21 protein-coding genes are annotated in these 24374 nt (G+C 43.3%); 14 read left to right on the top strand and 7 right to left on the bottom strand.

Going from position 1 to position 24374, the window contains the following annotated elements:
* Positions 1-234 precede the first annotated feature (234 nt).
* Positions 235-1428, bottom strand: a complete 1194-nt coding sequence (locus D0463_RS08220; protein WP_117306922.1) for an MFS transporter — start codon at positions 1426-1428, stop codon at positions 235-237.
* A gap of 966 nt (positions 1429-2394) precedes the next feature.
* On the opposite strand from D0463_RS08220, the gene D0463_RS08225 reads away from it, so the two are divergent.
* Positions 2395-3036, top strand: coding sequence for a YczE/YyaS/YitT family protein (locus tag D0463_RS08225; RefSeq protein ID WP_117306923.1), 642 nt, complete (start codon positions 2395-2397; stop codon positions 3034-3036).
* A 126-nt stretch (positions 3037-3162) separates the two neighbouring features.
* Here D0463_RS08225 and D0463_RS08230 read toward each other — a convergent pair whose 3' ends face one another.
* Both D0463_RS08230 and D0463_RS08235 read right to left on the bottom strand, forming a co-directional pair.
* Positions 3163-4404, bottom strand: coding sequence for an N-acetylmuramoyl-L-alanine amidase family protein (locus D0463_RS08230; protein WP_160118382.1), 1242 nt, complete (start codon positions 4402-4404; stop codon positions 3163-3165).
* A complete protein-coding gene (locus tag D0463_RS08235; RefSeq protein ID WP_117306925.1) occupies positions 4397-4675 on the bottom strand; it encodes an SH3 domain-containing protein in 279 nt (92 codons plus the stop codon). The genes D0463_RS08230 and D0463_RS08235 overlap by 8 nt, the downstream gene beginning before the upstream one ends.
* Positions 4676-5086: 411 nt before the next feature.
* Between D0463_RS08235 and D0463_RS08240 the strand changes: the two genes are divergently transcribed.
* From D0463_RS08240 to D0463_RS08265, 5 genes are all read left to right on the top strand, one after another.
* Positions 5087-6694 carry a catalase gene (locus D0463_RS08240; protein ID WP_117306926.1) on the top strand — a complete coding sequence of 536 codons (1608 nt, stop codon included), beginning with the start codon at positions 5087-5089 and terminating at the stop codon, positions 6692-6694.
* A 193-nt stretch (positions 6695-6887) separates the two neighbouring features.
* Positions 6888-7118, top strand: a complete 231-nt coding sequence (locus D0463_RS08245) for a CsbA family protein (protein ID WP_117306927.1) — start codon at positions 6888-6890, stop codon at positions 7116-7118.
* A gap of 234 nt (positions 7119-7352) precedes the next feature.
* On the top strand, positions 7353-9332 hold the full coding sequence (gene uvrB / locus D0463_RS08255) for an excinuclease ABC subunit UvrB (RefSeq protein ID WP_117306929.1): 1980 nt from the start codon (positions 7353-7355) through the stop codon (positions 9330-9332).
* A gap of 7 nt (positions 9333-9339) precedes the next feature.
* Positions 9340-12216 (top strand): excinuclease ABC subunit UvrA, encoded by a 2877-nt coding sequence (uvrA, locus tag D0463_RS08260; protein WP_117306930.1) that lies wholly within the window; start codon positions 9340-9342, stop codon positions 12214-12216.
* A 477-nt stretch (positions 12217-12693) separates the two neighbouring features.
* Positions 12694-13794 (top strand): DUF4097 family beta strand repeat-containing protein, encoded by a 1101-nt coding sequence (locus tag D0463_RS08265; protein WP_117306931.1) that lies wholly within the window; start codon positions 12694-12696, stop codon positions 13792-13794.
* Positions 13795-13925: 131 nt separating this feature from the next.
* Here the strand turns inward: D0463_RS08265 and D0463_RS08270 are convergent, their stop codons facing one another.
* The gene (locus tag D0463_RS08270) at positions 13926-14600 is read right to left on the bottom strand and encodes an N-acetylmuramoyl-L-alanine amidase (protein ID WP_117306932.1); all 675 of its coding nucleotides are present in this window, start codon (positions 14598-14600) and stop codon (positions 13926-13928) included.
* Positions 14601-14832: 232 nt separating this feature from the next.
* Here D0463_RS08270 and hprK point away from each other — a divergent pair, with 232 nt between their 5' ends.
* Genes hprK through D0463_RS08295 form a run of 5 tightly spaced genes read left to right on the top strand, consistent with a single transcriptional unit; the run spans position 14833 to position 18754 of the window.
* Positions 14833-15768, top strand: coding sequence for an HPr(Ser) kinase/phosphatase (gene hprK, locus D0463_RS08275; protein ID WP_117306933.1), 936 nt, complete (start codon positions 14833-14835; stop codon positions 15766-15768).
* A 44-nt stretch (positions 15769-15812) separates the two neighbouring features.
* Complete coding sequence (gene lgt / locus D0463_RS08280) at positions 15813-16625, top strand: prolipoprotein diacylglyceryl transferase (RefSeq protein ID WP_117306934.1); 813 nt, start codon at positions 15813-15815, stop codon at positions 16623-16625.
* A gap of 29 nt (positions 16626-16654) precedes the next feature.
* Complete coding sequence (locus tag D0463_RS08285) at positions 16655-17602, top strand: nucleoside recognition domain-containing protein (protein WP_117306935.1); 948 nt, start codon at positions 16655-16657, stop codon at positions 17600-17602.
* Entirely contained in the window at positions 17592-18245 is a 654-nt protein-coding gene (ppaX, locus tag D0463_RS08290; RefSeq protein ID WP_117306936.1) for a pyrophosphatase PpaX, read from the top strand. Before D0463_RS08285 ends, ppaX begins: the two co-directional genes overlap by 11 nt.
* Complete coding sequence (locus D0463_RS08295) at positions 18242-18754, top strand: acyltransferase (protein WP_117306937.1); 513 nt, start codon at positions 18242-18244, stop codon at positions 18752-18754. Before ppaX ends, D0463_RS08295 begins: the two co-directional genes overlap by 4 nt.
* Before the next feature lie 32 nt (positions 18755-18786).
* On the opposite strand, the gene D0463_RS19335 is transcribed toward D0463_RS08295, so the two are convergent.
* The 3 genes from D0463_RS19335 to D0463_RS08305 form a co-directional block, all read right to left on the bottom strand.
* Positions 18787-18930, bottom strand: coding sequence for a hypothetical protein (locus D0463_RS19335; RefSeq protein WP_160118383.1), 144 nt, complete (start codon positions 18928-18930; stop codon positions 18787-18789).
* A gap of 375 nt (positions 18931-19305) precedes the next feature.
* The gene (locus tag D0463_RS08300) at positions 19306-19959 is read right to left on the bottom strand and encodes a class D sortase (RefSeq protein WP_117306938.1); all 654 of its coding nucleotides are present in this window, start codon (positions 19957-19959) and stop codon (positions 19306-19308) included.
* Position 19960: 1 nt separating this feature from the next.
* Positions 19961-20944: a processed acidic surface protein gene (locus D0463_RS08305; RefSeq protein ID WP_117306939.1), complete on the bottom strand. Its 984-nt coding sequence runs from the start codon at positions 20942-20944 to the stop codon at positions 19961-19963.
* A 306-nt stretch (positions 20945-21250) separates the two neighbouring features.
* Between D0463_RS08305 and D0463_RS08310 the strand changes: the two genes are divergently transcribed.
* Genes D0463_RS08310 through hisD form a run of 3 tightly spaced genes read left to right on the top strand, consistent with a single transcriptional unit; the run spans position 21251 to position 24348 of the window.
* Positions 21251-22432, top strand: a complete 1182-nt coding sequence (locus D0463_RS08310) for an ATP phosphoribosyltransferase regulatory subunit (RefSeq protein ID WP_117306940.1) — start codon at positions 21251-21253, stop codon at positions 22430-22432.
* Complete coding sequence (gene hisG / locus D0463_RS08315) at positions 22425-23066, top strand: ATP phosphoribosyltransferase (protein ID WP_117306941.1); 642 nt, start codon at positions 22425-22427, stop codon at positions 23064-23066. The genes D0463_RS08310 and hisG overlap by 8 nt, the downstream gene beginning before the upstream one ends.
* Before the next feature lie 19 nt (positions 23067-23085).
* Positions 23086-24348 carry a histidinol dehydrogenase gene (gene hisD, locus D0463_RS08320; protein WP_117306942.1) on the top strand — a complete coding sequence of 421 codons (1263 nt, stop codon included), beginning with the start codon at positions 23086-23088 and terminating at the stop codon, positions 24346-24348.
* Positions 24349-24374 lie beyond the last annotated feature (26 nt).

Below are 24374 nucleotides of genomic sequence, written 5' to 3' on the forward strand. Positions count from 1 at the left end.
TTCTCTCTAGAATCCACAGTTAAGGCATGTTTGCAAGAGAGATACAGGATGAAATACTGCTGCCGCTGCGGATGTTTCGAGTTGGTACAACCAGTTAATAGTAAGTGAAAATACTGCCCCCCATTATCTGGTTAAAGAGGTCTCAAATAGCGGTAATATAACCATTTCCTCTAAAGGGTAGCAAAGAAAGCAGAGTTATCCAAAAATTGGATGATATCTACGATGCTTTCTAATTTATGCTTCAACTTTTTGTTGCCCTCTCCATACTATGGTCAAGATAAATCCAGCCATGAGCACAATTGAGGCAAAGATATAAGGCAAGTTGATATTCAAGTCAAAGAGGATTCCTGCCAAAGCAGGTCCGATGATATTTCCCAGACTTGTGTATGTGGAGTTCATTCCTGCGACGAAGCCTTGCTCGTCTCCTGCCAGCTTCGAAAGCATTGTTGTTAATGCAGGGCGAAGTAAGTCACAAGCTAAAAAAACAATAAAGGTGACGATCATGACTATCCAATAGCCACTGATAAACACAGAGAGCGATATAAAGATGGCAGCCACCAGAAGTGTGATTTGAATGAGTCTTTTCTCGCCTATTTTTTCAACGAGTTTTCCAAATATGACTACCTGTGCAACGACCCCGAAAATCGCCCCCACTGTAATAAGTATGGATATATCCTTCGGAGTGAAGCCAAATTTCTCATCAACAAAAAGTCCGAACATGGTTTCATAGGCGGCCAATCCGAAAGCAAGAACAAATACAATAATTAAGGGGATAAAATACAAAGGGTGAAACGATTTCTTCAACTCTCCTATAAAGCTTATCCTTACTTTATTGCTTCCCATTTCCGTTAATTGTTCTTTCGATAAAGGCTCTTTCAGGAGGATTAATGAGAAGATAGCAGCTACAAGCGCAATGCCGGCAGCAAAGAAGAATGGAGCCCGTACACCTAAATCAGCAATAAATCCGCCAACCCCCGGTCCGATTATGAAGCCCGCGCTTATTGCGGCCGAGACATACCCCAGGGCTTTAGGCCTTTCCTCAAGGGAGGTTATATCTGCCACAAACGCGGTAACTGCAGGCGTAATGAACGCGGCACCAATTCCACCTAGAATTCTCGATAAAAAAAGAACCGAAACATGATTCCCTAACCCGAAAAGCAGCTCCGAAAAAGCGAAAACGAAGAGACCCGAAACAATCAGCTTTTTTCTCCCGTATTTATCAACCCAAACGCCGGCAATCGGTGAAACGACCAATTGAGCAAAGGCAAAAGCTGCCACCAGGTACCCCATGATTTCGCCGGATAAATTTAAGGCTCTCATATAGGAAGGCATAATCGGAACAACTAAGCCAATTCCCAAAAACGCTATAAATAAATTACTTAATAATAAAATTAGTGACAGGTTTTTCTTTCTTGATGGGGGTCCCATTATGTATACCTCATTTTTTAATTTAAAAGTTCTTTGGCAGTTAGTATCCGTCCATTTAATGATACTAATGCTAAAAATTCTCTTTTTGTTTCATCACGAAATGGCGGTGTAGATGATTTGCTCATTGTACGTCATATAAAAATGGGAAGTCAATTAAATGGTCCCGGACTTATATTTGTATAATCCCCAAAAAGAACCGGGCTAAACTGACGGGCTCTAGCTTTATCATGATATTAAATAGTAGGTCTATCCTTGTAATGAGAAAGATAGTCGAGCGGAAATTCGGTTAGGATCATCGAGCAGAAGTTCAGGTCATCAAGCAGAAATTAGGTTCATCGAACACTAATTCAGGTCATCGAGCAGAAATCTGGATTAACGAGCACAAATTTAAATAATCGAGCAGAAATTCAGAAAATCGAGCACAAATTCAAATTATCGAGCACAAATTCAAATTATCGAGCAGAAACTCAGATCATCGACCGCCAATTCATATCTTCGAACACAAACTTAGATCATCGAGCCCAAATTGATTCCGATTTCTTTATTCACAGACTTTTTTTTTCAATCTTTTTCCCCAGCGTTTAGAAGTATTGCCGCAAAATTCTTACCGCTAACGCCAAACCCCCGAGATGAGGATGGATGGCGCCACGCCATAGCCAATCCAGCGCCACGATGCAGAGATAGCAATAATGGCGTATTTCGCAATCGAGGTGAGTTGCTGAACTGCTAGCCTCCAAATAGGCCCATTAAGTTAAATCTTTGTCAGATTCCCAAGAAACAGACCGACTGCAAAAAGCTGAGATAAGTTGAGCTGATACTCCCCCAGCTAAAGCAGTTGACTTTCTTCGATTCACAATGAAACATTAGTAATTGGTAAGTTTACGTAAAGCAGGCATTAAACAACAATGCATAATGTGTTATATTTGTTTTATTATTTCTTGAAAACAGAACAGCGGGGGCAAGAGGATGTATATCTTTGTGAAGTGGGTTATGTTTTTTGGTGGATTAATTCTTTTTGGATTAGGGAACGCCATTGCCGTAGAGGTGCAATTTCTCGGCCTCCATCCATGGGAGGTATTGAATGTCGCCTTGTTTGAAAGATTGGGCTTCACCATCGGAACTTGGTCAGTCTTATGCGGGTTTTTCCTTGTGATGATCACACTTGTCATGGATCGGAAATATATTAGTCTAGGAACCTTTCTGAATGCTTTACTGATTGGTCCGATCATGGATTTTTTTTTATGGACGGATATGCTGCCAAAGGCGACGTATACGTGGATTGATTATCTGATTATTTTTGTGGGTATTATACTTGCAGGTACGGGTGGAGGAATGTATGTCGCTTCCGGGGCAGGTGCAGGTCCAAGAGACGGGTTTATGCTATCGATTTCAGAGAAGACCGGCCTTTCCGTCAGCAAGGCAAGAATCATTGTTGAAAGCGTAGTGCTGGTCATCGGTTTCATTTTGGGCGGTCCTGTTTTCGTTGTCAGCTTTCTGTATACCTTCATCCAAAGTCCAATCTTTCAGCGTTCCTTTCATTATTTCAGGAGCACTCTGGAGGGAATGCGTAAAAAAGGAACAATTATGGAAACGGTTATTCATAAATAAAGACTTTGTTAGATAACTCTATCGATATTTGATATTTAAGCTCTAGAAAACCACGAATTTGGTCTAAAAAAAAAGAAACCTTCATCTCGGGAAAGGGTTCCGGAGATGAAGGTTTCTTTCATATTCTTATAGATTAAAATATTTATTCAATCCATTGTAAATGCCTCGTGCGGCTTTTTGCTGATAGGCTTTTGTTGCGATTTCCTTTTCTTCTGTAGGATTTGAAATAAATCCAAGCTCTACAAGAATAGAAGGCATCTCGTTGTATTTAACAACGTAGAATTCCGCAGGTTTTACGCCCCGGTTTTTCTTTCCAGTACTCTTAATAAGTTCATTCTGAATACTAGTGGCAAGTTCTTTTTCATTGCCATATTTTGCGTCATAGAAGGTATCTATTCCAGTTGCATTTCCGCCGGAATTGTAATGAATGCTGATGAAAACATCCGGTTTATATTGATGGCTGATTGCAACACGTTCGCTGAGCTCTAATTTACGGCTCGTATTAGAGGTGCGGGTCATGATGACCTTTGCACCGGCATTTTGAAGAAGAGTCTTCAGTTCATTGGCAGTCGACAAGTTGATGGATCTTTCATTGTGGGTTTTTCCGACTGCGCCAGAATCAGTGCCTCCGTGGCCTGGATCAAGAACGATCACTTTGCCTCTAACACCCTTACCCGCTGTAGTAGCAAGCCAGTTCGCTACCCATCCCGTTTTTCCGGTACTGGTTTTGACCTGAACCCAGCCGTTATCTACAGAAATTTTCTCAAGTTTTGTTCCTCGGTTTACTTTCGTTACGACAGCTGCAGAAGTAGATGCACTTTTGCGGATATTTACACCGTCTGTCCTAATGACTACATACGATTTACCGGAAGACGTTGTAACCGGCGGCTTTGGTGCAGGTTTCGGTGCAACCGGCGCCTTCGTCGTAAGATAGGAAAGTGAAGCCCATCCAGTTTTGCCGGATGCCGTTTTTACCTTTCCCCAGCTCCCTTTCTTTTCGTATAAAGAAACCGCCGCATTTTTTTTGACCAAATCAACTTTGGCCGCAGTAGTGCTTGGCGACTTACGAATATTTAAAGAAGTAGCCGTCACGTAATACTTTGCAGGAGCCTTTGCTGCAGGTTTTGGTGCGGCTGGTGCCTTCGTCGTAAGGTAAGAAAGCGAAGCCCATCCAGTTTTGCCGGATGCTGTCTTTACCCTTCCCCATGAACCTTTCTTTTCGTACAATGTGACCGCTGCATTTTTCTTTACTGAATCAACCCGTGCAGCAGAAGTGCTTGGTGATTTACGAATATTTAAGGTAGTGGCCGTCACATAATACTTGGTACCGCTTGCGACAGCTGCTTTAGACGCAGTCGGCTTAATCACCGTAACGTATTTTGAGGATACCCATCCGGTTTTTTTTACCGACAGGAACCTTGGACCATCCATTTTGTTGTTGGGTGATGGTAATCGTCTGCCCTTTTTTGTAGTTCCCGATAACCTTGGACGATGTGGTCGGCTTCTCCCGAATGTTGAGAGTAGTTGCATTTACTTTTGCCGTTGTAGAGGCAAATACTTGATTCGCAGGAACAGAGATAGTGAATAACGATATTAAGAGTGTGGTAGCTAATAAGAGAGCTCCGAATCTCTTTGTCATGTTGTCGCCCCCTTTCCTTAATTTTTTTCCAAGTACAGCAGAATTCGACAGCTGCCATAAACACTATAACTTAAAGCTACTGAAAAATCAGACAAACTTAGTAAAATGATACAAATTTCGCATGTCGAATTTTGGTGAATAAAACCAGCGTCTTTAGTCTTATTTTTTAGCGTATTATCTTTAAGTTACATAAAAATTATCGGATTGTTTGTCGAATTCTTAAGTGTTTTGTAGAAATATAGGATTATTTTACTAGGTATATAGTGTTTTTAATTTAGGTCTATTTCTCTTCAGAGAAATTAGATTGCTTCTTTTTTCCTATTTGAAATTTCACTTACAAAATTGGCATTTTTTATAGAAATGAGGGAAAAGTAGTAAGTGTATCTACATAACCTAAAAGGAGGAGAAAAAGTGGGAAAAGATCAATCATCCAACAACCAAAAAAAGTCTGAGCGCGAAACCGATGAAACCTTAACAAACGGCCAGGGTCATCCGGTTTCAAACAACCAGAATATGCGCACGGTCGGCAACAGAGGTCCGGCCACGTTAGAGAACTATGACTTTATTGAAAAAATCAGTCATTTTGACCGTGAAAGGATTCCAGAGCGTGTCGTTCACGGGAGAGGAGCAGGGGCTCATGGGTACTTTGAAGCCTACGGTAAAGTAGGGGATGAGCACCCTTCAAAGTATACAAGAGCTAAACTATTTCAGGAAAAAGGCAAACGAACGCCTTTATTGGTCCGCTTTTCTACAGTTATACATGGAACGCATTCCCCTGAGACACTACGAGATCCCCGGGGATTCGCTGTCAAAATGTATACAGAGGATGGAAACTGGGATTTGGTAGGAAACAATCTTAAAATTTTCTTTATCCGCGACGCGATGAAGTTTCCGGACTTCATTCATGCCTTTAAGCCGGATCCCGTTACGAACATACAGGATGGCGAAAGACAGTTTGATTTCATTTCCAATTCCCCTGAAGCCATGCACATGATAACGTTCCTGTTCTCGCCATGGGGCATTCCCGCCAATTATAGGCAAATGCAGGGATCGGGAGTAAACACGTACCGGTGGGTCAATGAAGAAGGAAAAGCTGTGCTTGTAAAGTATCATTGGGAGCCGAAGCAAGGCATTAAGAATCTGACCCAGAAGGATGCTGAAGAAATTCAGGCGAAAAACTTCAACCATGCAACCCAGGATTTATATGAAGCAATCGAAAAAGGTGATTATCCGGAATGGGAGCTGCTCGTACAAATCATGAGTGATGATGAACACCCTGAATTGGACTTTGATCCGCTTGATGATACAAAGCTATGGCCGGAAGAGAAGTTCCCGTGGTTAGCTGTCGGAAAAATGGTGCTTGATCGAAATCCGAAAGATTACTTCAATGAAGTCGAACAGGCAGCATTTGGAACTGGTGTATTAGTGGATGGAATGGACTTCTCTGATGACAAGATGCTTCAGGGCAGAACATTCTCTTATTCCGATACTCAGCGCCATCGGGTTGGGCCTAACTACTTACAGCTTCCGGTCAACGCGCCTAAAAAGCGGGTTGCCACCAACCAGCGTGGAGGACAAATGCAATACCATGTGAATCTTGGAGAAGACCAAAATCCGCATATCAACTATGAGCCATCAACACTTGATGGCCTGAAAGAAGCAAAAGAGGGTGGCAGGCCGCATACACCTTATGTTGAAGGCAAACTTGTAAAGGAAAGCATCGACCGCGAAAACAACTTTGGACAAGCTGGTGAGACCTACAGACACTTCGAAGACTGGGAAAGAGACGAATTGATCACCAACCTTGTGAATACGTTGGCACCGTGTGATGAAAGAATTAAAACGAAAATGATCGAAATGTTTTATAAGTGTGATGAGGATTATGGTAGAAGAGTAGAAGAAGGACTACGAAATGCTGATCCCGGTAACACTTCGAGCCGGGAACCGATCGGCTTTGAAGGAGCCGAGGATGCACCTCGAAAAGCGGAAGAAAAAGGTCATTCCCAGGATCCCTATTAAGTTAAATAGTTGAAAGTAAAGAACCTTGAGCCGGTAACGGTTGCAAGGTTCTTTTTTAAAGATAAATAAGCCCCATGCTTATAGGTCATTTTACTGGCAAAAAAAGCAATAATCCGTTAAAATAAGTATATTCTTCTTTTTACTTTTTACAGGTTCAGTTCATACGATTGGTTCTCTGAAGGGAGATAGAGAAATGATTAAGCTATTATCTGCACTCATACTTCCCGCTTTGCTTGTTCTGCTGTTTACCAGAGTGACCTATAACCGCGTCATCGGTCTTGCGTTGACAGTGGCATTAATTGCGGCGTCTGCGTATAAAGGGTATACGCATGAGTGGTGGTTAATTATCATAGATGCATTTTCACTGACTGTTGGCTTTTGGTTATCCTCAAGGATGATGGAGAAAAACGCGTCAAGCGCCTAGTAAGGTGCTTTTTTTTATGGAACCTCTCTCAATGATGGAGCCTTTGTCGAAAGAAAAACGAATGAACGTTCGCTTTTTGCTGGTTTGTTTTCGTGGTTATGTGGTAGAATGTGTATATGAAAGTCAAAGAAATGGCTATAAATATATAGATACAGGTAAAGAGGGACCTGAAAAGATCCTTCTTCTTTTAATAGAAATACAGTTATATTGTAAAGACAATGGGAGGTTTGCCGAGTGAAGGACGTATTTGAGCTAGTCTCAAAATATTCACCTCAGGGAGATCAGCCGGAAGCGATCCGGCAGATCATTGATGGTTTAAATAAAGGAAAAAAACATCAGACACTGCTTGGTGCGACGGGTACGGGCAAAACGTTCACTATGTCGAATGTCATAAAGGAAGTGAACAAGCCGACGCTTGTCATTGCCCACAATAAAACGCTGGCTGGCCAGCTATATAGTGAATTTAAAGAATTTTTCCCAAATAACGCCGTTGAATACTTTGTCAGCTATTATGACTATTACCAACCGGAAGCTTATGTGCCATCTACAGACACCTTCATTGAAAAGGACGCGAGCATCAATGATGAAATCGATAAACTGCGGCACTCAGCCACTTCGTCCTTATTCGAACGCAAGGATGTCATCATTATTGCCAGTGTATCCTGCATTTATGGTCTCGGTTCTCCGGAAGAGTACAGGGAGATGGTCGTTTCACTTCGCACCGGCATGGAAATGGATAGAAATACGCTGCTGCACCGACTGGTTGACATCCAATATGAAAGAAATGATATTGCCTTCCAACGCGGGACGTTCCGAGTACGGGGAGATGTAGTCGAAATCTTCCCGGCTTCACGTGATGAACATTGCATGAGGGTTGAGTTCTTTGGCGATGAAATCGACCGGATTCGTGAAGTGGATGCATTGACAGGAGAAATTATCGGCGAGCGGGATCATATTGCGATTTTTCCGGCATCCCACTTCGTTACCAGGGAAGAAAAAATGAAATTGGCAATCGCCAATATCGAAAAAGAATTGGAAGAACGTTTAGTCGAGCTTCGTGAAGATGAAAAGCTCCTTGAGGCCCAGCGTATTGAACAAAGAACGAGATATGATCTTGAAATGATGAGCGAAATGGGTTTCTGTTCAGGAATTGAAAACTATTCCCGCCAACTTACATTAAGGCCTGCAGGTTCGACACCCTATACGCTGTTGGATTATTTTCCAGAAGACTTCCTGCTTGTCGTGGACGAGTCGCATGTATCGCTTCCACAAATACGCGGGATGTTCAATGGAGACCAGGCCCGCAAGCAGGTGCTTGTTGACCACGGCTTCCGTTTGCCTTCCGCGATGGATAACAGGCCACTCAGATTTGAAGAGTTTGAGAAAAAAGTGGGTCAGGCTGTATATGTTTCCGCGACTCCGGGACCTTATGAAATTGATCATACCCCTGAGATGGTTGAGCAGATCATCAGGCCTACTGGTTTATTGGATCCAATCATTGATGTCCGCCCCATTGAAGGGCAGATTGATGATTTAATCGGCGAAATCCAGGAGCGAGTTAAAAAGAATGAGCGCGTGCTTGTTACGACTTTAACCAAGAAAATGTCCGAAGACCTGACCGATTACTTAAAAGAAATCGGCATTAAAGTTCAATATCTGCATTCTGAGGTAAAGACATTAGATCGGATTGAAATCATCCGCGAGCTTAGGATGGGGAAGTATGATGTTTTGGTGGGGATCAACCTGCTTAGGGAAGGATTGGATATCCCGGAGGTTTCCTTGGTTACGATTTTAGATGCCGATAAGGAAGGTTTCCTTCGCTCAGAGCGGTCATTGATTCAGACAATCGGACGTGCTGCCCGGAACGCAAATGGCCGTGTCATCATGTATGCAGACCGAATGACGAACTCGATGGAACTGGCGATAAGTGAAACAAAACGACGTCGGGAAATACAGGAGAAATACAATAAAGAGCATGGCGTTGTTCCACAAACGATCCAAAAGGATATTAGAGAAGGAATTAGAGCTACCCATGCCGCGGAAGAACAGGAACAATATAATCCTGCACCAAGCTTGGCTAATATGACGAAAAAAGAACGCGAGAAGATGATGGCAAGTATGGAAAAAGAGATGAAGCAAGCGGCGAAAGCATTGGATTTCGAACGAGCCGCAGAGCTTCGTGATTTGCTGCTAGAGTTAAAAGCGGAAGGATGACGAGACAATGGTAATGGATAAACTCATCGTTAAAGGCGCCAGAGCGCATAACCTGAAAAATATTGATGTCACCATTCCCAGAGATAAGCTGGTCGTTCTGACAGGATTATCAGGTTCAGGCAAATCGTCTTTAGCCTTTGATACGATATATGCGGAAGGACAGCGACGTTATGTGGAGTCGTTGTCTGCTTACGCCCGCCAATTTTTAGGGCAAATGGACAAACCGGATGTCGATTCGATTGAAGGTCTATCGCCAGCGATTTCAATCGACCAGAAAACGACGAGCCGGAATCCGCGCTCCACTGTGGGAACCGTAACGGAGATTTATGATTATTTGCGTTTATTGTATGCACGTGTCGGCCGGCCGACATGCCCCATTCATAATATAGAAATCACTTCGCAAACCATTGAGCAAATGGTTGACAGAATTATGGAGTATCCTGAACGCACCAAGCTGCAGGTACTCGCTCCGCTGGTTTCCGGCAGAAAAGGCACTCATGCTAAGGTACTTGAGGACATTAAGAAACAAGGGTATGTCCGGGCTCGTATTAATGGAGAAATACATGATCTGGGCGATGAAATCAGTCTTGAAAAGAATAAAAAGCATTCAATTGAGGTGATCATCGACCGAATCGTTGTAAAGGAAGGCGTTTCTGCTCGTCTTGCCGATTCGTTGGAGAATTCATTGAAGCTGGGTGAGGGGAAAGTAATCATCGATGTGAACGGTGAGGAAGAGCTCCTTTTCAGTGAACATCACGCATGTCCATACTGCGGTTTTTCAATTGGAGAGCTTGAGCCAAGAATGTTTTCTTTCAACAGTCCTTTCGGAGCTTGTCCCGACTGTGACGGCCTTGGTTCTAAACTTGAGGTAGACATAGCACTTGTGATTCCGGACAGGGATCTTACCCTTCGCCAGCATGCAATTGCCCCATGGGAGCCGACCAGCTCACAGTATTATCCGCAATTGCTCGAAGCGATCGCGAATCATTTTGGCATTGATATGGATGTGCCGGTTAAAGATTTGTCCGAAGCGGCTGTGGATAAAATATTATACGGTTCCAAAAAAGATAAAATCTACTTCAGGTATGAAAACGATTTTGGGCAGGTCCGAGAAAATTACCTTCAATTTGAAGGCATCTTAAAAAATGTAGAACGCCGTTACAAAGAAACGAGCTCTGATTGGACTAGGGAGCAGATGGAAAAATATATGGCTGAGCATGATTGCCAAACCTGTAAGGGATACAGACTGAAGCGTGAAAGTCTTGCTGTATTGATTCAAGGCCAGCATATTAGCCAGACCACTTCACTTTCCATTAAAGAGGCTTTGGATTTTTATAATAATCTTGAGTTGACGGAAAAGGAAAGAAAAATTTCGAATCTGATTTTGCGGGAAATTGAAGAACGCCTGGGTTTCCTCTCAAATGTAGGGCTTGAATATTTATCTTTAAGCCGTGCGGCCGGCACACTTTCTGGCGGGGAGGCTCAGCGTATTCGCCTTGCTACCCAGATCGGATCTCGCCTGACCGGAGTTCTTTATATCCTCGATGAACCGTCAATCGGCCTTCATCAACGGGATAATGACCGACTGATTGATACGTTAAAGAATATGCGCGATATCGGCAATACTCTGATTGTGGTTGAACATGATGAGGATACGATGATGGCTGCTGACTATCTTATTGATGTTGGTCCTGGTGCGGGTGTGCATGGGGGAGAAATCATTTCAGCCGGAACTCCTGAACATGTTATGGAAGATCCGAACTCGATAACGGGACAATATCTATCAGGGAAGAAATTCATTCCACTTCCACTTGAGCGCCGCAAGAGCGACGGAAGGTTTGTGGAAATTAAAGGCGCAAAGGAAAATAACTTAAAGAATGTTAACGTCAAATTCCCGCTTGGTAACTTTATAGCTGTTACTGGTGTTTCAGGTTCGGGTAAGAGTACCTTGATTAATGAAATCCTTCATAAGACGCTCGCCCAAAAGCTGAATCGCGCAAAGACAAAGCCAGGACAGTTTAAAGAGATTAAAGGAATTGAACATCTTGAAAAAGTCATTGATATAGACCAATCGCCAATAGGCAGGACACCGCGTTCCAATCCGGCTACTTATATAGGTGTTTTCGATGACATCCGCGATGTTTATGCCACCACAAATGAAGCAAAGATTCGCGGATATAAAAAAGGACGCTTTAGCTTTAACGTAAAAGGCGGCCGCTGTGAGGCCTGCCGTGGCGATGGAATCATTAAGATTGAAATGCATTTTCTTCCTGACGTTTACGTTCCATGTGAAGTTTGTCATGGAAAGCGATATAATCGTGAGACGCTGGAAGTGAAATATAAAGGCAAAAATATTTCTGAAATTCTTGATATGACGGTGGAAGATGCACTCCCATTCTTTGAAAACATTCCGAAAATCAGAAGGAAGCTGCAAACGATTTATGATGTTGGTCTTGGATACATTACACTTGGACAGCCGGCTACGACTCTTTCCGGAGGAGAAGCTCAGCGTGTGAAACTTGCTTCGGAGTTGCATAAACGTTCAAACGGGCGTTCATTTTATATCCTCGACGAACCGACGACCGGGCTGCATGTCGATGATATTTCCAGACTGTTGGTCGTTTTACAGCGGCTCGTGGAGAATGGTGATACCGTTCTTGTGATCGAACATAATCTCGATGTGATCAAAGCAGCGGATTATATTGTCGATCTTGGTCCTGAAGGCGGGGATAAAGGCGGAACGATCGTGGCAACGGGAACACCAGAGCAAATCATTAAGGAAGAAGAATCACATACCGGCAAATATCTAAAGTCAGTTTTAACCCGTGACCAGATTCGTATGGAAAAATGGATTGAAGAAAAAGAACATGAACATGTAAAGTAGAGCGAAGCAAGCCATGAGGCTTGCTTTATTTTTGGCAGAAAGGGACGCAATAACTTTCCTTTCTGCATAAAGCTGAACACAGACTAAGTGCCGCCACGTCCTTATGTCTTACACCGACGCCAGCGCATCCTGCGCTAGTGATGCATCGCTGTCGTAGAATTCCTTGTTGTGGGCCTCAACTTCGTCACATCTTCGCTTTACGGCTCGTCAAACGACGAGTTTTCTTTATCGCTTGTTGTCTGTTCATGTCTTTTGGATTCTTAATCAATCGTTTAATTGAAACGATAAGAAAGATAATATTTCCGGGGAAATGCGGATATATTCCCAGGAGTAAGTTGTCGATACACTGCTGTCGAATATTACTGGTGAAATGTTTGTGCCATGATAAAATGAATTCAATATGAAACTTTCTGCAACTGGTTGCGTAAACATTATAAGTGAATTCATTTTACTCATATAGTAAAGGTGGGGAAGTAAATGCAGGAGGAAAAGAAGCGGATTTTACAATTGGTTCAGGAAGGGAAATTATCTGCTGATGACGCGTTGGCTTTGCTGACAGAACTGGATAAAGCCGAACAGGAAAGCGGAAAAAAAGAAGAAAGCCTTGTTCATGAGCTTGCACCGGTCAATAAGTTTGAAGAATCTGACGAGAAATCACATGATTCCTTTCAGAAAAAAATCCACTCCTCAAAAGACAAAGTCATCGATTTTATCGATAGTGCCATCAAAAAAATGAAGGAAGCCGACTTGGATTTCAACTTTGGTGCTTCCGTAGACATCGCCCATATATTCCACCAAAATCAGACCTTCTTTAAAGAAATCAACATTGAAATAGCAAACGGAAAAGCCAACCTTATTCCTTGGGATCAGCAGGACTTGCGGGTAGAATGCCAAGCGAAAATATACAGAGTAAACAATCAGGATGAGGCGAGAAGCATCTTTTTGCGGGACGTCCTTTTTTCAGCAAACGAATATAGCTTTCAATTCGCCGCAAGACAAAAGTCAATGAAGATTGAAGCAAATATCTATGTACCGAAATCTCATTATGACCAAGTGAATATAAGGTTATTCAATGGTTCGATAAGCGGGGAAAATCTGCAGTTTGAAAAAATGAAGGCCAAAACAGCTAATGGGGCGATTACTTTCAACCAGCTTTCCGGTGAAAAAGCCGAGTTTGAAACCGGTAACGGCGCAATAACAGTTGAACATGCGCACTTAGAAAAAATCGAGGCTGAAACACTTAACGGTTCGATTGTTACTGATGGTTATTTTAATAAAATAGACGCCCAGTCCTTTTCCGGTGATATATCCTGCTACTTCCCTGGCCGCAAGGGAGATTATATTCACGCAAAAACAGTAACCGGAAAAATATACGTGAACCTGGAGTCGGGTACGGCTGTTCATGGAGAGCTAAAGTCCAATATCGGCAGTTTGCATGTGAACCTTCCGGGTATTGAAGTGGTAGAAGAAAAAAATGAAGTGGTCCAAAAGGTGCTTACGTTTAAAACAGCACGTCTCGATGAACCGGCACTGCATATTTTCGCCGATACAAAGACAGGATCTATAACTATCAATTAAATTAGAAAAGCGCAAGCGCCCTGGAAGTAAGGGACATCGACTAAGACCTGCCACATCGTTATGCCTTACGTCGATGCCAGCCCATCCTGGGCAAGTCCGGCAAAGGAAACTACTTTGCCGGACTTCTTTTTCTAGATAATCGTGCCCTCAAAGCCAGCTGCTTTTAATCTTTTTACAAGTTCTTCGGCATTACTCTTGGTTTTGAATGCACCTGTCTGAACACGGTAAATGGCTGTATTTCTTGGAGTTTCAGGAAGTTCAAGCCGGAAATGCTGGACAATACTCTTCACAATCGCTTTCGCGCAGAGCTTCCGGTAATCTTCTGAACGGAGGAGAGACGCTTCAAGGTGGTTTGTCATAAAGCCGCATTCGACAAGAACAGCTGGACATTTTGTTTCGCGAAGAACATGGAAATCACCTGTTTTCACACCGCGGTCGATAAGACCGGTCAAGTCAGTCATATTAGTTTGGATTCTTTTCGCGAGAGACAGTGATTCTTGCGGTTTCGTCGCGTACACGAATGTCTCGATTCCTCCCGCATCGTTCCAAGAGCCGTTTCCAAATGCGTTTGCGTGAATGGAAATATACACATCAGCTTTTAGCGCATTTGCCTGGTCTGTTCTTCGGCGAAGCGGAATGTCCTCGCGGTCGGAATGGGCAAAGTAGACTGTAACTTCTGCATACTTGTCCAGCAATGATTTCGCTTCGGAAGCGACGGCGCGATTAAATTCATACTCCCGCATCCCATCGGGTGTGCGTTTTCCAGGCGTCTGATAACCGTGCCCCGCATCAAGCATAATTTTCATTATCGTTCCTCCTTTCTATAAGATTTTTTGCAAAGCGGTGTCTCGCCCCTATCATATAAACGAATGAGTAATTAGTAGCGTCTTTATTAAGAAATGTTCCTATATCGCTTATTAGAATGATTAAGGAAAATCTCAAGAATGTTTTTTGGCCTGCATTATTTGGTTCTTTCACAAAAAATGCTAAAATAGAGAAGGAACTTTACAATCAACTCCAGTGGGAGGAATTACATAAATGGCTAAAGTACGTGTAAAAGATGTAATCGATACATTTCATTTAGAACTGATCAGCGGGGAAGAGGGGGTTAATAGGCCGATTGTCACCAGTGACCTGTCGCGTCCGGGACTTGAGATTGCCGGCTTTTTCGATTACTATCCGGCTGAACGTCTTCAACTGCTTGGGATGACGGAAATGAGTTTTTACGATAAGCTGAGTGAACCGGAACAAAAGATCAGAATGGAGCAGCTTTGCCGCGATATCACTCCCGGGATTATCATTACCCGCGGTCAGGATGTCCCTGTTGAATTGATTCAAGCATCGGAGCGTGAATCGGTGCCGGTGATGAGATCGAACATGAAGACAACCAGATTGTTCAGTCATTTGACCAATTTTCTTGAAAGTAAGCTGGCCCCTACTACTGCGGTGCATGGGGTTTTGATTGATATATATGGAGTGGGTGTTTTGATTACCGGTAAAAGCGGCGTTGGTAAAAGTGAGACCGCCCTTGAACTGGTTAAAAGAGGACACCGGCTTGTCGCCGATGATTGTGTTGAAATCAGGCAGGAAGATCAGGATACGCTGGTCGGTAATGCTCCTGAGTTAATCGAGCATCTGCTCGAGATTCGTGGCCTGGGGATCATTAACGTCATGACGTTGTTTGGTGCAGGGGCGGTGCGCAGCAATAAGAAAATATCACTCGTGATCAATCTTGAACTTTGGGAAAAAAATAAGCAGTACGACCGGGTAGGCCTGGACGAAGAAACGATGAAAATTATTGATACGGATATCACCAAATTGACCGTGCCTGTCCGGCCTGGCCGGAACCTGGCCGTTATTATCGAGGTTGCGGCGATGAACTTCCGATTGAAGCGGATGGGCGTTAACGCGGCTGAACAATTTTCGAGCCGTTTGAACAATGCCATCGCCGAGGGAGATCATGAAGAACTATAAATTACACATCGATATTAAGAAATGAGCGAAAAGAGGGAGTTTGAATGGAAGAAGGAATAAAGCCTTTAAACCCGATTGCCTTTGAATTGGGATCGCTTCAGGTACATTGGTATGGCTTGATTATCGGTACCGGTGTACTGCTTGCGCTTTATCTGGCTGTCAGGGAATCAGAAAGAAGAGGGCTCAACAAGGATGCGTTTGTGGACTTAATTTTATATGCAGTTCCTATTGCGATTATCAGTGCCAGAATTTATTATGTGATATTTGAATGGGATTATTATAGCCAGAATCCCGGGGAAATTATCGCTATTTGGAATGGTGGAATTGCCATTCATGGAGCGCTCATTGGTTCTGTTGTGACCGCCATCGTGTTTGCAAGGATTAAGAAGTTGTCTTTTTGGAAAATCGCCGATATAGCGGCGCCGAGTATCCTGTTAGGGCAGGCAATTGGGCGTTGGGGGAACTTTATGAATCAGGAAGCGCATGGAGGAGAAGTAAGCAGATCCTTTCTGGAAGGTCTTTTTCTTCCGGATTTCATCATTAATCAAATGTACATAAACGGTTCCTATTATCATCCGACATTCTTATATGAATCTGTTTGGAATATTGCCGGGGTTGTCATTCTGATTCTACTCAGGAAAGCCAACCTGCGTCAGGGAGAACTTTTTCTAGGATACGTCATCTGGTATTCGGTTGGACGTTTCTTTATCGAGGATCTTCGTACAGACAGCCTAATGCTTACAGAAACACTTCGGATCGCACAGGTAATCTCGATTGTCTTAATAGTGGTCGCGGTAGGTTTAATAATAGTCAGAAGAATGCGCGGCTATGCGGATAAGAGATATTTAGAATCATAAAGCATATAGCTGGCAAGAGGTGAAGGGAAATGACAAAGGAATCTGTTAAAAAAGGACTGCTTGCCGGTCTGCATACGACATGGACACTGGGGAAAGTTATTTTTCCCGTCACACTCATTATTTCAATACTTCAATATACACCCGTACTGGGCTGGATTACGACAATCATCGCTCCATTGATGCATCTGTTTGGACTTCCAGGAGAAGCAGCGATTCCGCTTGTACTCGGTAAGTTCTTGAATCTATACGCCGGGATTGCTGGAATATTGACGCTCGAACTCTCAGTGAAAGAAGTATTTATCATTGCCATTATGCTTTCTTTTTCCCACAATCTGTTGATTGAATCCGGGGTTGCCATGAAAGTCGGAGTCAAGCTTTGGATGATCCTAGCGGTGCGAATCGGCCTTGCAGTGATTTCAGCTGTTGTGATCAACCTGGTCTGGAATGGCGGGAGCGACACAGCAAAGTACGGTTTTATAAGCAGCGCTGCACCGGAGTTGGAGGGTGCTGGAGCTATCGTTTTGTACGGGATTGAAAAAGCGCTTGCCGGAATTCTTCAGCTGGCGATCATTGTGATTCCGCTTATGGTCATTATCCAAATTATGAAAGATCTAAAATGGCTTGATGCCTTTTCTCGGCTGCTCGCCCCATTTATGCGGATTCTTGGTATGAAACCTAATGCTTCGATGACGCTTGTGGCCGGTTTGACGATTGGGCTCGCATATGGTGCGGGCGTGATGATTCAGGCAGTTCAAGAGGACAATGTAAGCAAAAAAGATATCACATTGGCGTTTATCTTTTTGGTCGCCTGCCATGCCGTTGTGGAGGATACCTTGATATTTGTGCCCCTGGGAATTCCTGTCTTGCCGTTATTACTAATAAGGGTTGTTGTTGCTTTATTATTAACGATAACGGTAGGGTACTTATGGAATCGTGCTGATATTACAAGAAGGAAGGAAGCCACATATGGGCAATAAGATTACAACATTACTTTTTGATTTAGACGGAACACTGATTAATACAAACGACTTGATTATTGCTTCTTTCACGGAAACACTGAATTATTATTATCCTGGTCAATATACACGGGAAGATATCTTGCCCTTTATTGGGCCATCTCTCTATGAAACTTTCCATTCAATTGACAAAGAACGGGTGGAGGAAATGATTGCCCGCTATCGTGAGCACAATGTTAAAAACCATGATGCGATGGTGACGCAATATGAAGGCGTGTATGAAACGATAAGGATCTTGCATGAAGAAGAATACAAACTTGGCATCGTAACGACAAAGAAACGCGATGTTGTATTAAAAGGACTGAAGCTCAGCAAGCTCGATGAGTTCTTTGAAGTGATTGTCACGTTGGACGATGTCGAAAACGCCAAGCCGGATCCGGAGCCTGTACTAAAAGCGTTGCATCTTTTAGAATCATCTCCATCAGAGGCGATCATGATCGGTGATAATCATCATGATGTCCTTGCCGGAAAAAACGCCGGGACACTGACTGCGGGTGTGGCCTGGACAGTAAAGGGCCGTGAATATCTTGAAGGCTTTGAACCGGACTATATGCTTGATCATATGGGCGACTTATTACGAATTCCTGAGGCTTCACGAAAATGAGACGCACCGAAAGGCATTTTGTCGAGGGGGCTAATTCGTTATGGCATGTTTATAAAACAGTGCCGTTCTGGAAGGTTGTCAAAAACTTCATCGTGATCCAACTGGCAAGGTATACGCCATTTTTAGCGATGAAAAGCTGGCTGTACCGCACATTTCTGAGGATGAAGGTCGGCGAGCAAACCTCATTTGCACTCATGGTCATGCTGGATGTCATGTTCCCTGAAAAAATCTCGGTCGGGCGGAATTCGGTAATTGGATATAACACTACGATTTTGGCTCATGAATATTTAATCAAGGAATATCGTCTGGGTGAGGTCCACATTGGTGACGAGGTGATGATTGGCGCCAATTCAACGATTCTGCCGGGAGTAACGATTGGCAACGGTGCGATCGTGTCGGCCGGTACCCTCGTTCATAAAGATGTGCCGGAAGGAGCTTTTGTCGGAGGGAACCCGATGAGAGTGATTTATACGAAAGAAGAAGTAGCACAGCGGGGACTATTGGAGTAAAAGAAAAGGATTTGCCTTTGATGGGCAAATCCTTAATTTTTTTCAGCAAATAAGATGGATAGTTGATCTTTTAATGTAGTCATTAGATCTTCCAGTGAAACATCATCACGATTCGCTGTAGATTCATATGTGCTTTGGAGCAGCTGAAAAAAGCTCTCCTGTTTTTGCTTGTCCATAGTTGTTCTTCCTCCAAAATAATCAATAACAAATGATAGTTTCCCTGATTGATAGTCTTTTAAACATATTAAATGAAAAATAGAATATCACCGAAATTCAGGATGTCACTGAAATTTGAGATATCACCGAAAATAGAAATATATCACCGAAATTCAGGCTATATCACCGAAATTTGAAATATATCACCGATATTTGGGATATATCATCGAAAATCAAAATAATATATCATCGAAGTAGCGGCTTAAGAGAAAAAGGCTGCCAAATCAGCAGCCTTTGCAGGGCAGAAAGGAAAGTATAAACTTTCCTTTCTCCATAAGTGTAACTACGTCTCTGTCTTCGCCTTAACAGGCTCGTCAATCGACGAGTTTTCTTTATCAGTTCAGTTCCGTTTTCAACAAATCAGCGACTAAAACATAACGTTCCGGTGCATCGCCGATGAAGTTAAATGGATAACAGGTCGTAACCGTCAGTGTAGCCTTAGGCTTAGGAACGATCACGGTCCGGTCGTCAGCATCTACAATGCGCACTTTCCTGACCTTATAGGTAAACGTTCCGGCTTCTGTTTTCGCCACAAGCAAATCACCTTTACCTACTTCACCGAGCTTACGGAAAACCGTGTCTCTGTGGCCTGATAAGACGGAGTTGTCTTTCTCACCGGGGAGAACCGACTTCGCGTAATGGCCAACCCCTTTTTCTAATTCATCTTCATCTGTGCCATGATAGATGGGGAGGCTTTTCTCAAGCTTAGGGATATACAGCTCTCCTACGACATCGCCCTTTTGCGGACGCTCCGGATAAAGAATGCCCGCTTCTTTCTCATTATCTTTCGCTTCAGTTGCAACCGGGGTGCTCTTTTGAGGTTTGCTCTCAGCTGCAACCTCAGGCTTATTAAACGTATAGATGGCATAGCCTTTTAGAAAAGTATAGGCGTTGGTGGTCGTAAAATAAAAACCGCCGCAAAACAGCAATACTGCACAAACAATAAGCACCGTCTTCTTTTTCGAATGCTGTTTTTTATTCGTTTTCATCTTATTTCACAGACCCTGCTTTTTTCATAAATACAATGGATCCGCCAATCAGAAGCAGTCCAATTAGCATTCCAGCCATATAGTCACCGGCTGTTTTCGGAAGCTTGCCGCCCATTTCTGTCTTTACTGGCGTAGTTTTTGTTGCATCCTTGAGGCCATCTCCGACATCTTCTATTAGGTCGTCATTAAACATTTCAGGGGTGATGATTAAATCCAGAAGTTTCTCATTTGTATTAAGAGCGTAAACATTTATCTTTAAAACAGCATCCTCACTTAATTCCTCAATCTCCATTAATGCTTGAAGGGAGAGATCTTTCTCAACGCCATTTTGGACGAGCGCATACGTGAATTTCACTTGGAAGATACGTTGTATTTCATCATAGATAGCTAACATTTCAGCGACTTCTTCTTCAGAGATTTCATCCATTGTCTCGAATTCTCCGACAGACATCATTTCATCGGCAAGCAGGTCGAGTTCAGCCAAAGCGCCCTCGATATCTGAACCTTTACGAACAGTGTTCAAATGATCATAAAGTTTTCCATATTCTTCTTTGGTGATGCTAAATTCATCGAAGACATCCTTCATTGCTAAATAAAACTCGTCTTCTAATTGATCGTACAGATAGTCGTTGAGGTCGTTCACAAAATAGAAGTTGTCGACAATTTCTTCGCCGTCTTCTAATTCACCATAAGCTATCAGCATTTCTTCAAGTTCTTCCTTTGACATCTGGTTTTTATCCAAAAATTCCGCAAGAGTAGCTTCTGTGAGCGGCTTCCCTAATTTTTTACGTAATTCTGAAATCGATTCATAATCTTCAATCGCAGGATATTGCATAGCGGCTAAATACTCTCTTAACTCTGGCTCATTCATCCCTACTTCAGCTAGATAAGCGTCCAATTCAGCTGGAGGTATAGCAGCAAAAACAGGGACACTGGACATAAATACGATAACAGCACTGGCAATAATCATCATCAACTTCTTCATTTTACTCCCCCATTGTTCTCTATGAAATAATATCTACTAGAAAATTATAATCGATTTACAGAAAAAGGAATAGATAAATTTTTGGAATTTACAATAATAGTATTCTTTATATAAATAAACTAGTAAAAATCGGCTGTTGAATGTTCTGCTCTTGACTGAAAAAGTCATCAAAGGTAAACTGTTTTATAACTTCACTTTATTAGCGAACTAAAGCGTTTTAGAAAATTCTTTCTTTTAAATAGAGAAAAGATTGTGCAATGAGAAATAATAATAGAAGCTATTTATTAATAAAAAGGACGTGTCGCCGTGACTAAGCCGTTTATGTTTGAAAAACCACTCGGAATGAGAGACACTCTTCCGCTTTTATATGAGACAAAAGCAGTCATTCGAAATAAGATGAGCGAGGAAATTAGCAAGTGGGGCTATCAATTTATAGAAACGCCTGCCTTGGAATTTTACGAAACAATCGGGGAGGCTTCGGCCATATTGGACGCTCAATTGTTTAAGCTCCTGGACAGAGAGGGACATACACTTGTACTCCGTCCGGATATGACGGCGCCGATTGCGAGAATGGCGGCTTCCAAACTCTTGAAGCAGCAAACTCCGATCCGCCTAGCATATTCTGAAAATGTTTATCGCGCCCAGCAAAGAGAAGGCGGTAAGCCGGCGGAATTTGAGCAGATTGGGATTGAGTGTATTGGCAACGATTCAATTAGCGCAGATGCAGAAATTATCTCTTTACTGGTTTCGGCGCTGAAGGCGGCTGGCCTGGATGGGTTTAAGGTTTCCATCGGGCATATAGGCTTTCTGCAGGAATTGTTTATCAGCATCCTCGGTAATGAAGAAAGAGCCGCAAATTTGCGAAAGTTTTTATATGAAAAAAATTACGTGGGCTACCGGGAGCATGTAAAATCCCTTCCGCTTTCTTCTATTGATAAGCAAAGGTTGATACAGTTTATTTCACTTCGCGGCGGAGAGGAGTCCATAGACAATGCCATGAAGCTCCTTGAAAATAACAAGGGCAAAAATACTTTATACGAATTAAAAGAATTACTCGCCCAATTAAAAGAGTTTGGTGTTGAACAATATATTAGCTTCGATTTAACGCTTGTCAGCCATATGAGCTACTATACGGGGACACTGTTTGAAGTGTATGCCGCGGAAATCGGATCGCCGATCGGCAACGGCGGCAGATATGACAGCCTGCTCCAAAAATTTGGCTGGAATGTGCCGGCAACGGGTTTTGCGATCCGGATGGACCAATTGGCTGAAGCACTAGGGGAGCTAAAAAGCGGAGAACCTATTGAATGCGTTCTATTTTCCTCTGAATATAGAAAAGAAGCACTCGCTTATGCGCAGAAAAGACGTCTTGAAGGAAAACGAGTAACGACTCAGGATATAAATGCGGTTCAAAATGTGGATTCGTTTACAGCCATATTCTCTAAAGTGCAATACTTCATTGGCAAGGGAGGTAACGAAAATGAGTAGCTTTTTAACGATTGCGATGCCAAAGGGAAGAATCTTTGAGGAAGCGGTAGAGCTATTAAGAAAAGCGGACTTCCGGTTGCCTCCGGAGTTTGATGATTCCCGGAAGTTAATTATTGAGGTCGAGGAGGAAAACCTCCGCTTCATGCTGGCAAAACCGATGGACGTCGTTACCTATGTCGAACACGGTGTGGCGGACATTGGAATTGCCGGAAAAGATGTTATGCTGGAAGAGGAGAGGGACGTATATGAACTCCTCGATTTAAAAATTAGTGCCTGTTACTTAGCGGTCGCGGGTCTTCCTGGTACAAAGCTTAGTGATGTCACTCCGAAAATCGCCAGCAAATATCCGAATGTGGCTTCCGGTTATTTCCGTGAACAGGGTGAGCAGGTGGAAATCATTAAATTGAATGGTTCCATCGAATTGGCGCCATTAATCGGCCTTGCTGACCGAATCGTCGATATTGTATCTACAGGACAAACGTTGAGGGACAACGGTTTAGTAGAGTACGCCAGAATCGCAGAGGTTACATCTAGACTGATTGCAAACCCAGTGAGCTATCGGATTAAAGAACAGCGAATAACGGAAATTGTCGAGCGGCTTACGCCGGTTATCGAATCGTTAGCCCGAGAATAAATGACTCCGAGGTGAGAGTATGAAAATTGAGAGGTATACAGAAGGGATATCCTTGAAACGTTCGGTTGACTCAGGTACAGAGGAGCAAAGGAAGACCGTTCAGGAAATCATTTCAGAGGTAAGAAATAACGGCGATTCGGCATTGTTTACATTTACGAACCGTTTTGATGGAGTGGAATTGTCGGATCTTATGGTTACCGATAGTGAACTAGAAGAAGGCATGGCGGTACTTGGCGAAGAATATATCAAAATCATTCGTGAAGCGGCTGCGAACATAAAATCCTTCCATCAAAAACAGCAACGCAATTCCTGGATGACGACGGATGAAACTGGAAGCATGCTTGGCCAAAAGGTTACACCACTGGATGCGGTCGGAGTTTATGTTCCTGGAGGGACGGCTGCTTATCCATCATCTGTTTTGATGAATGTCATGCCTGCGCTCGTTGCCGGGGTAAAGCGGATTGTTATGGTCTCACCTCCCGGTAAAGACGGCAAGCTGGCACCAGCGGTACTCGCTGCTGCGAAAATAGCGGGTGTCACAGAGATCTATAAGGTAGGCGGTGCCCAGGCGGTTGCGGCTCTTGCGTATGGAACAGAATCGATTGAGAAGGTCGATAAGATTGTCGGGCCTGGAAACATTTATGTAGCGCTGGCAAAACGGGAGGTTTTTGGCGATGTAGCCATTGATATGATCGCCGGTCCCAGCGAGATTACGGTGCTTGCAGATGAGACAGCGATTGCTTCGGAAGCTGCTGCAGATTTGCTTTCGCAGGCAGAGCATGACCCGCGAGCATGCAGTATATTGGTAACAACTTCACCAAAATTAGCAGAGGAAGTTTCTCTTGAGGTGGAAAGTCAGCTTAAGCAGCTTCCGCGCCGGGAAATTGCAGAACAATCGATTAGAGATTATGGTCGGATCATCCTCTGTGCAGATATGGATCAGGCGATTGATGCGGTCAATGGGCTGGCACCGGAACATCTGGAAGTCTTGACTATAAAGCCGCTGGAAGTGATGGCGAAAATCCGCCATGCTGGTGCGATTTTTCTTGGACGATACAGCACAGAGCCGGTGGGGGATTATTTTGCCGGACCGAATCATGTGCTCCCGACGAATGGGACAGCCAGATTTTCGAGTCCTTTGAACGTCGATGACTTCCAAAAAAAATCAAGCATCATTATGTATAGTGAAGAAGCGTTTAGGGCTAACGCTGCAAAAATTGCTGCTTTTGCCCGATTGGAAGGCCTTGAGGCTCACGCCAGGGCCGTTGAAGCAAGGAAATAACGGTTCTCATATAGGAGGTATGACAA

The sequence above is a fragment of the Bacillus sp. V59.32b genome, from assembly GCF_003429085.1.
Lineage (GTDB): Bacteria > Bacillota > Bacilli > Bacillales > DSM-1321 > Peribacillus.

Bases quoted from the DNA above. Each gene is read 5' to 3' on its own strand.
- D0463_RS08220 (WP_117306922.1), bottom strand. From the start codon at position 1,428: ATGGGACCCCCATCAAGAAAGAAAAACCTGTCACTAATTTTATTATTA.
- D0463_RS08225 (WP_117306923.1), top strand. From the start codon at position 2,395: ATGTATATCTTTGTGAAGTGGGTTATGTTTTTTGGTGGATTAATTCTT.
- D0463_RS08235 (WP_117306925.1), bottom strand. From the start codon at position 4,675: ATGACAAAGAGATTCGGAGCTCTCTTATTAGCTACCACACTCTTAATA.
- D0463_RS08245 (WP_117306927.1), top strand. From the start codon at position 6,888: ATGATTAAGCTATTATCTGCACTCATACTTCCCGCTTTGCTTGTTCTG.
- uvrA (WP_117306930.1), top strand. From the start codon at position 9,340: ATGGTAATGGATAAACTCATCGTTAAAGGCGCCAGAGCGCATAACCTG.
- D0463_RS08265 (WP_117306931.1), top strand. From the start codon at position 12,694: ATGCAGGAGGAAAAGAAGCGGATTTTACAATTGGTTCAGGAAGGGAAA.
- D0463_RS08270 (WP_117306932.1), bottom strand. From the start codon at position 14,600: ATGAAAATTATGCTTGATGCGGGGCACGGTTATCAGACGCCTGGAAAA.
- hprK (WP_117306933.1), top strand. From the start codon at position 14,833: ATGGCTAAAGTACGTGTAAAAGATGTAATCGATACATTTCATTTAGAA.
- lgt (WP_117306934.1), top strand. From the start codon at position 15,813: ATGGAAGAAGGAATAAAGCCTTTAAACCCGATTGCCTTTGAATTGGGA.
- D0463_RS08285 (WP_117306935.1), top strand. From the start codon at position 16,655: ATGACAAAGGAATCTGTTAAAAAAGGACTGCTTGCCGGTCTGCATACG.
- ppaX (WP_117306936.1), top strand. From the start codon at position 17,592: ATGGGCAATAAGATTACAACATTACTTTTTGATTTAGACGGAACACTG.
- D0463_RS08295 (WP_117306937.1), top strand. From the start codon at position 18,242: ATGAGACGCACCGAAAGGCATTTTGTCGAGGGGGCTAATTCGTTATGG.
- D0463_RS19335 (WP_160118383.1), bottom strand. From the start codon at position 18,930: ATGGACAAGCAAAAACAGGAGAGCTTTTTTCAGCTGCTCCAAAGCACA.
- D0463_RS08300 (WP_117306938.1), bottom strand. From the start codon at position 19,959: ATGAAAACGAATAAAAAACAGCATTCGAAAAAGAAGACGGTGCTTATT.
- D0463_RS08305 (WP_117306939.1), bottom strand. From the start codon at position 20,944: ATGAAGAAGTTGATGATGATTATTGCCAGTGCTGTTATCGTATTTATG.
- hisG (WP_117306941.1), top strand. From the start codon at position 22,425: ATGAGTAGCTTTTTAACGATTGCGATGCCAAAGGGAAGAATCTTTGAG.
- hisD (WP_117306942.1), top strand. From the start codon at position 23,086: ATGAAAATTGAGAGGTATACAGAAGGGATATCCTTGAAACGTTCGGTT.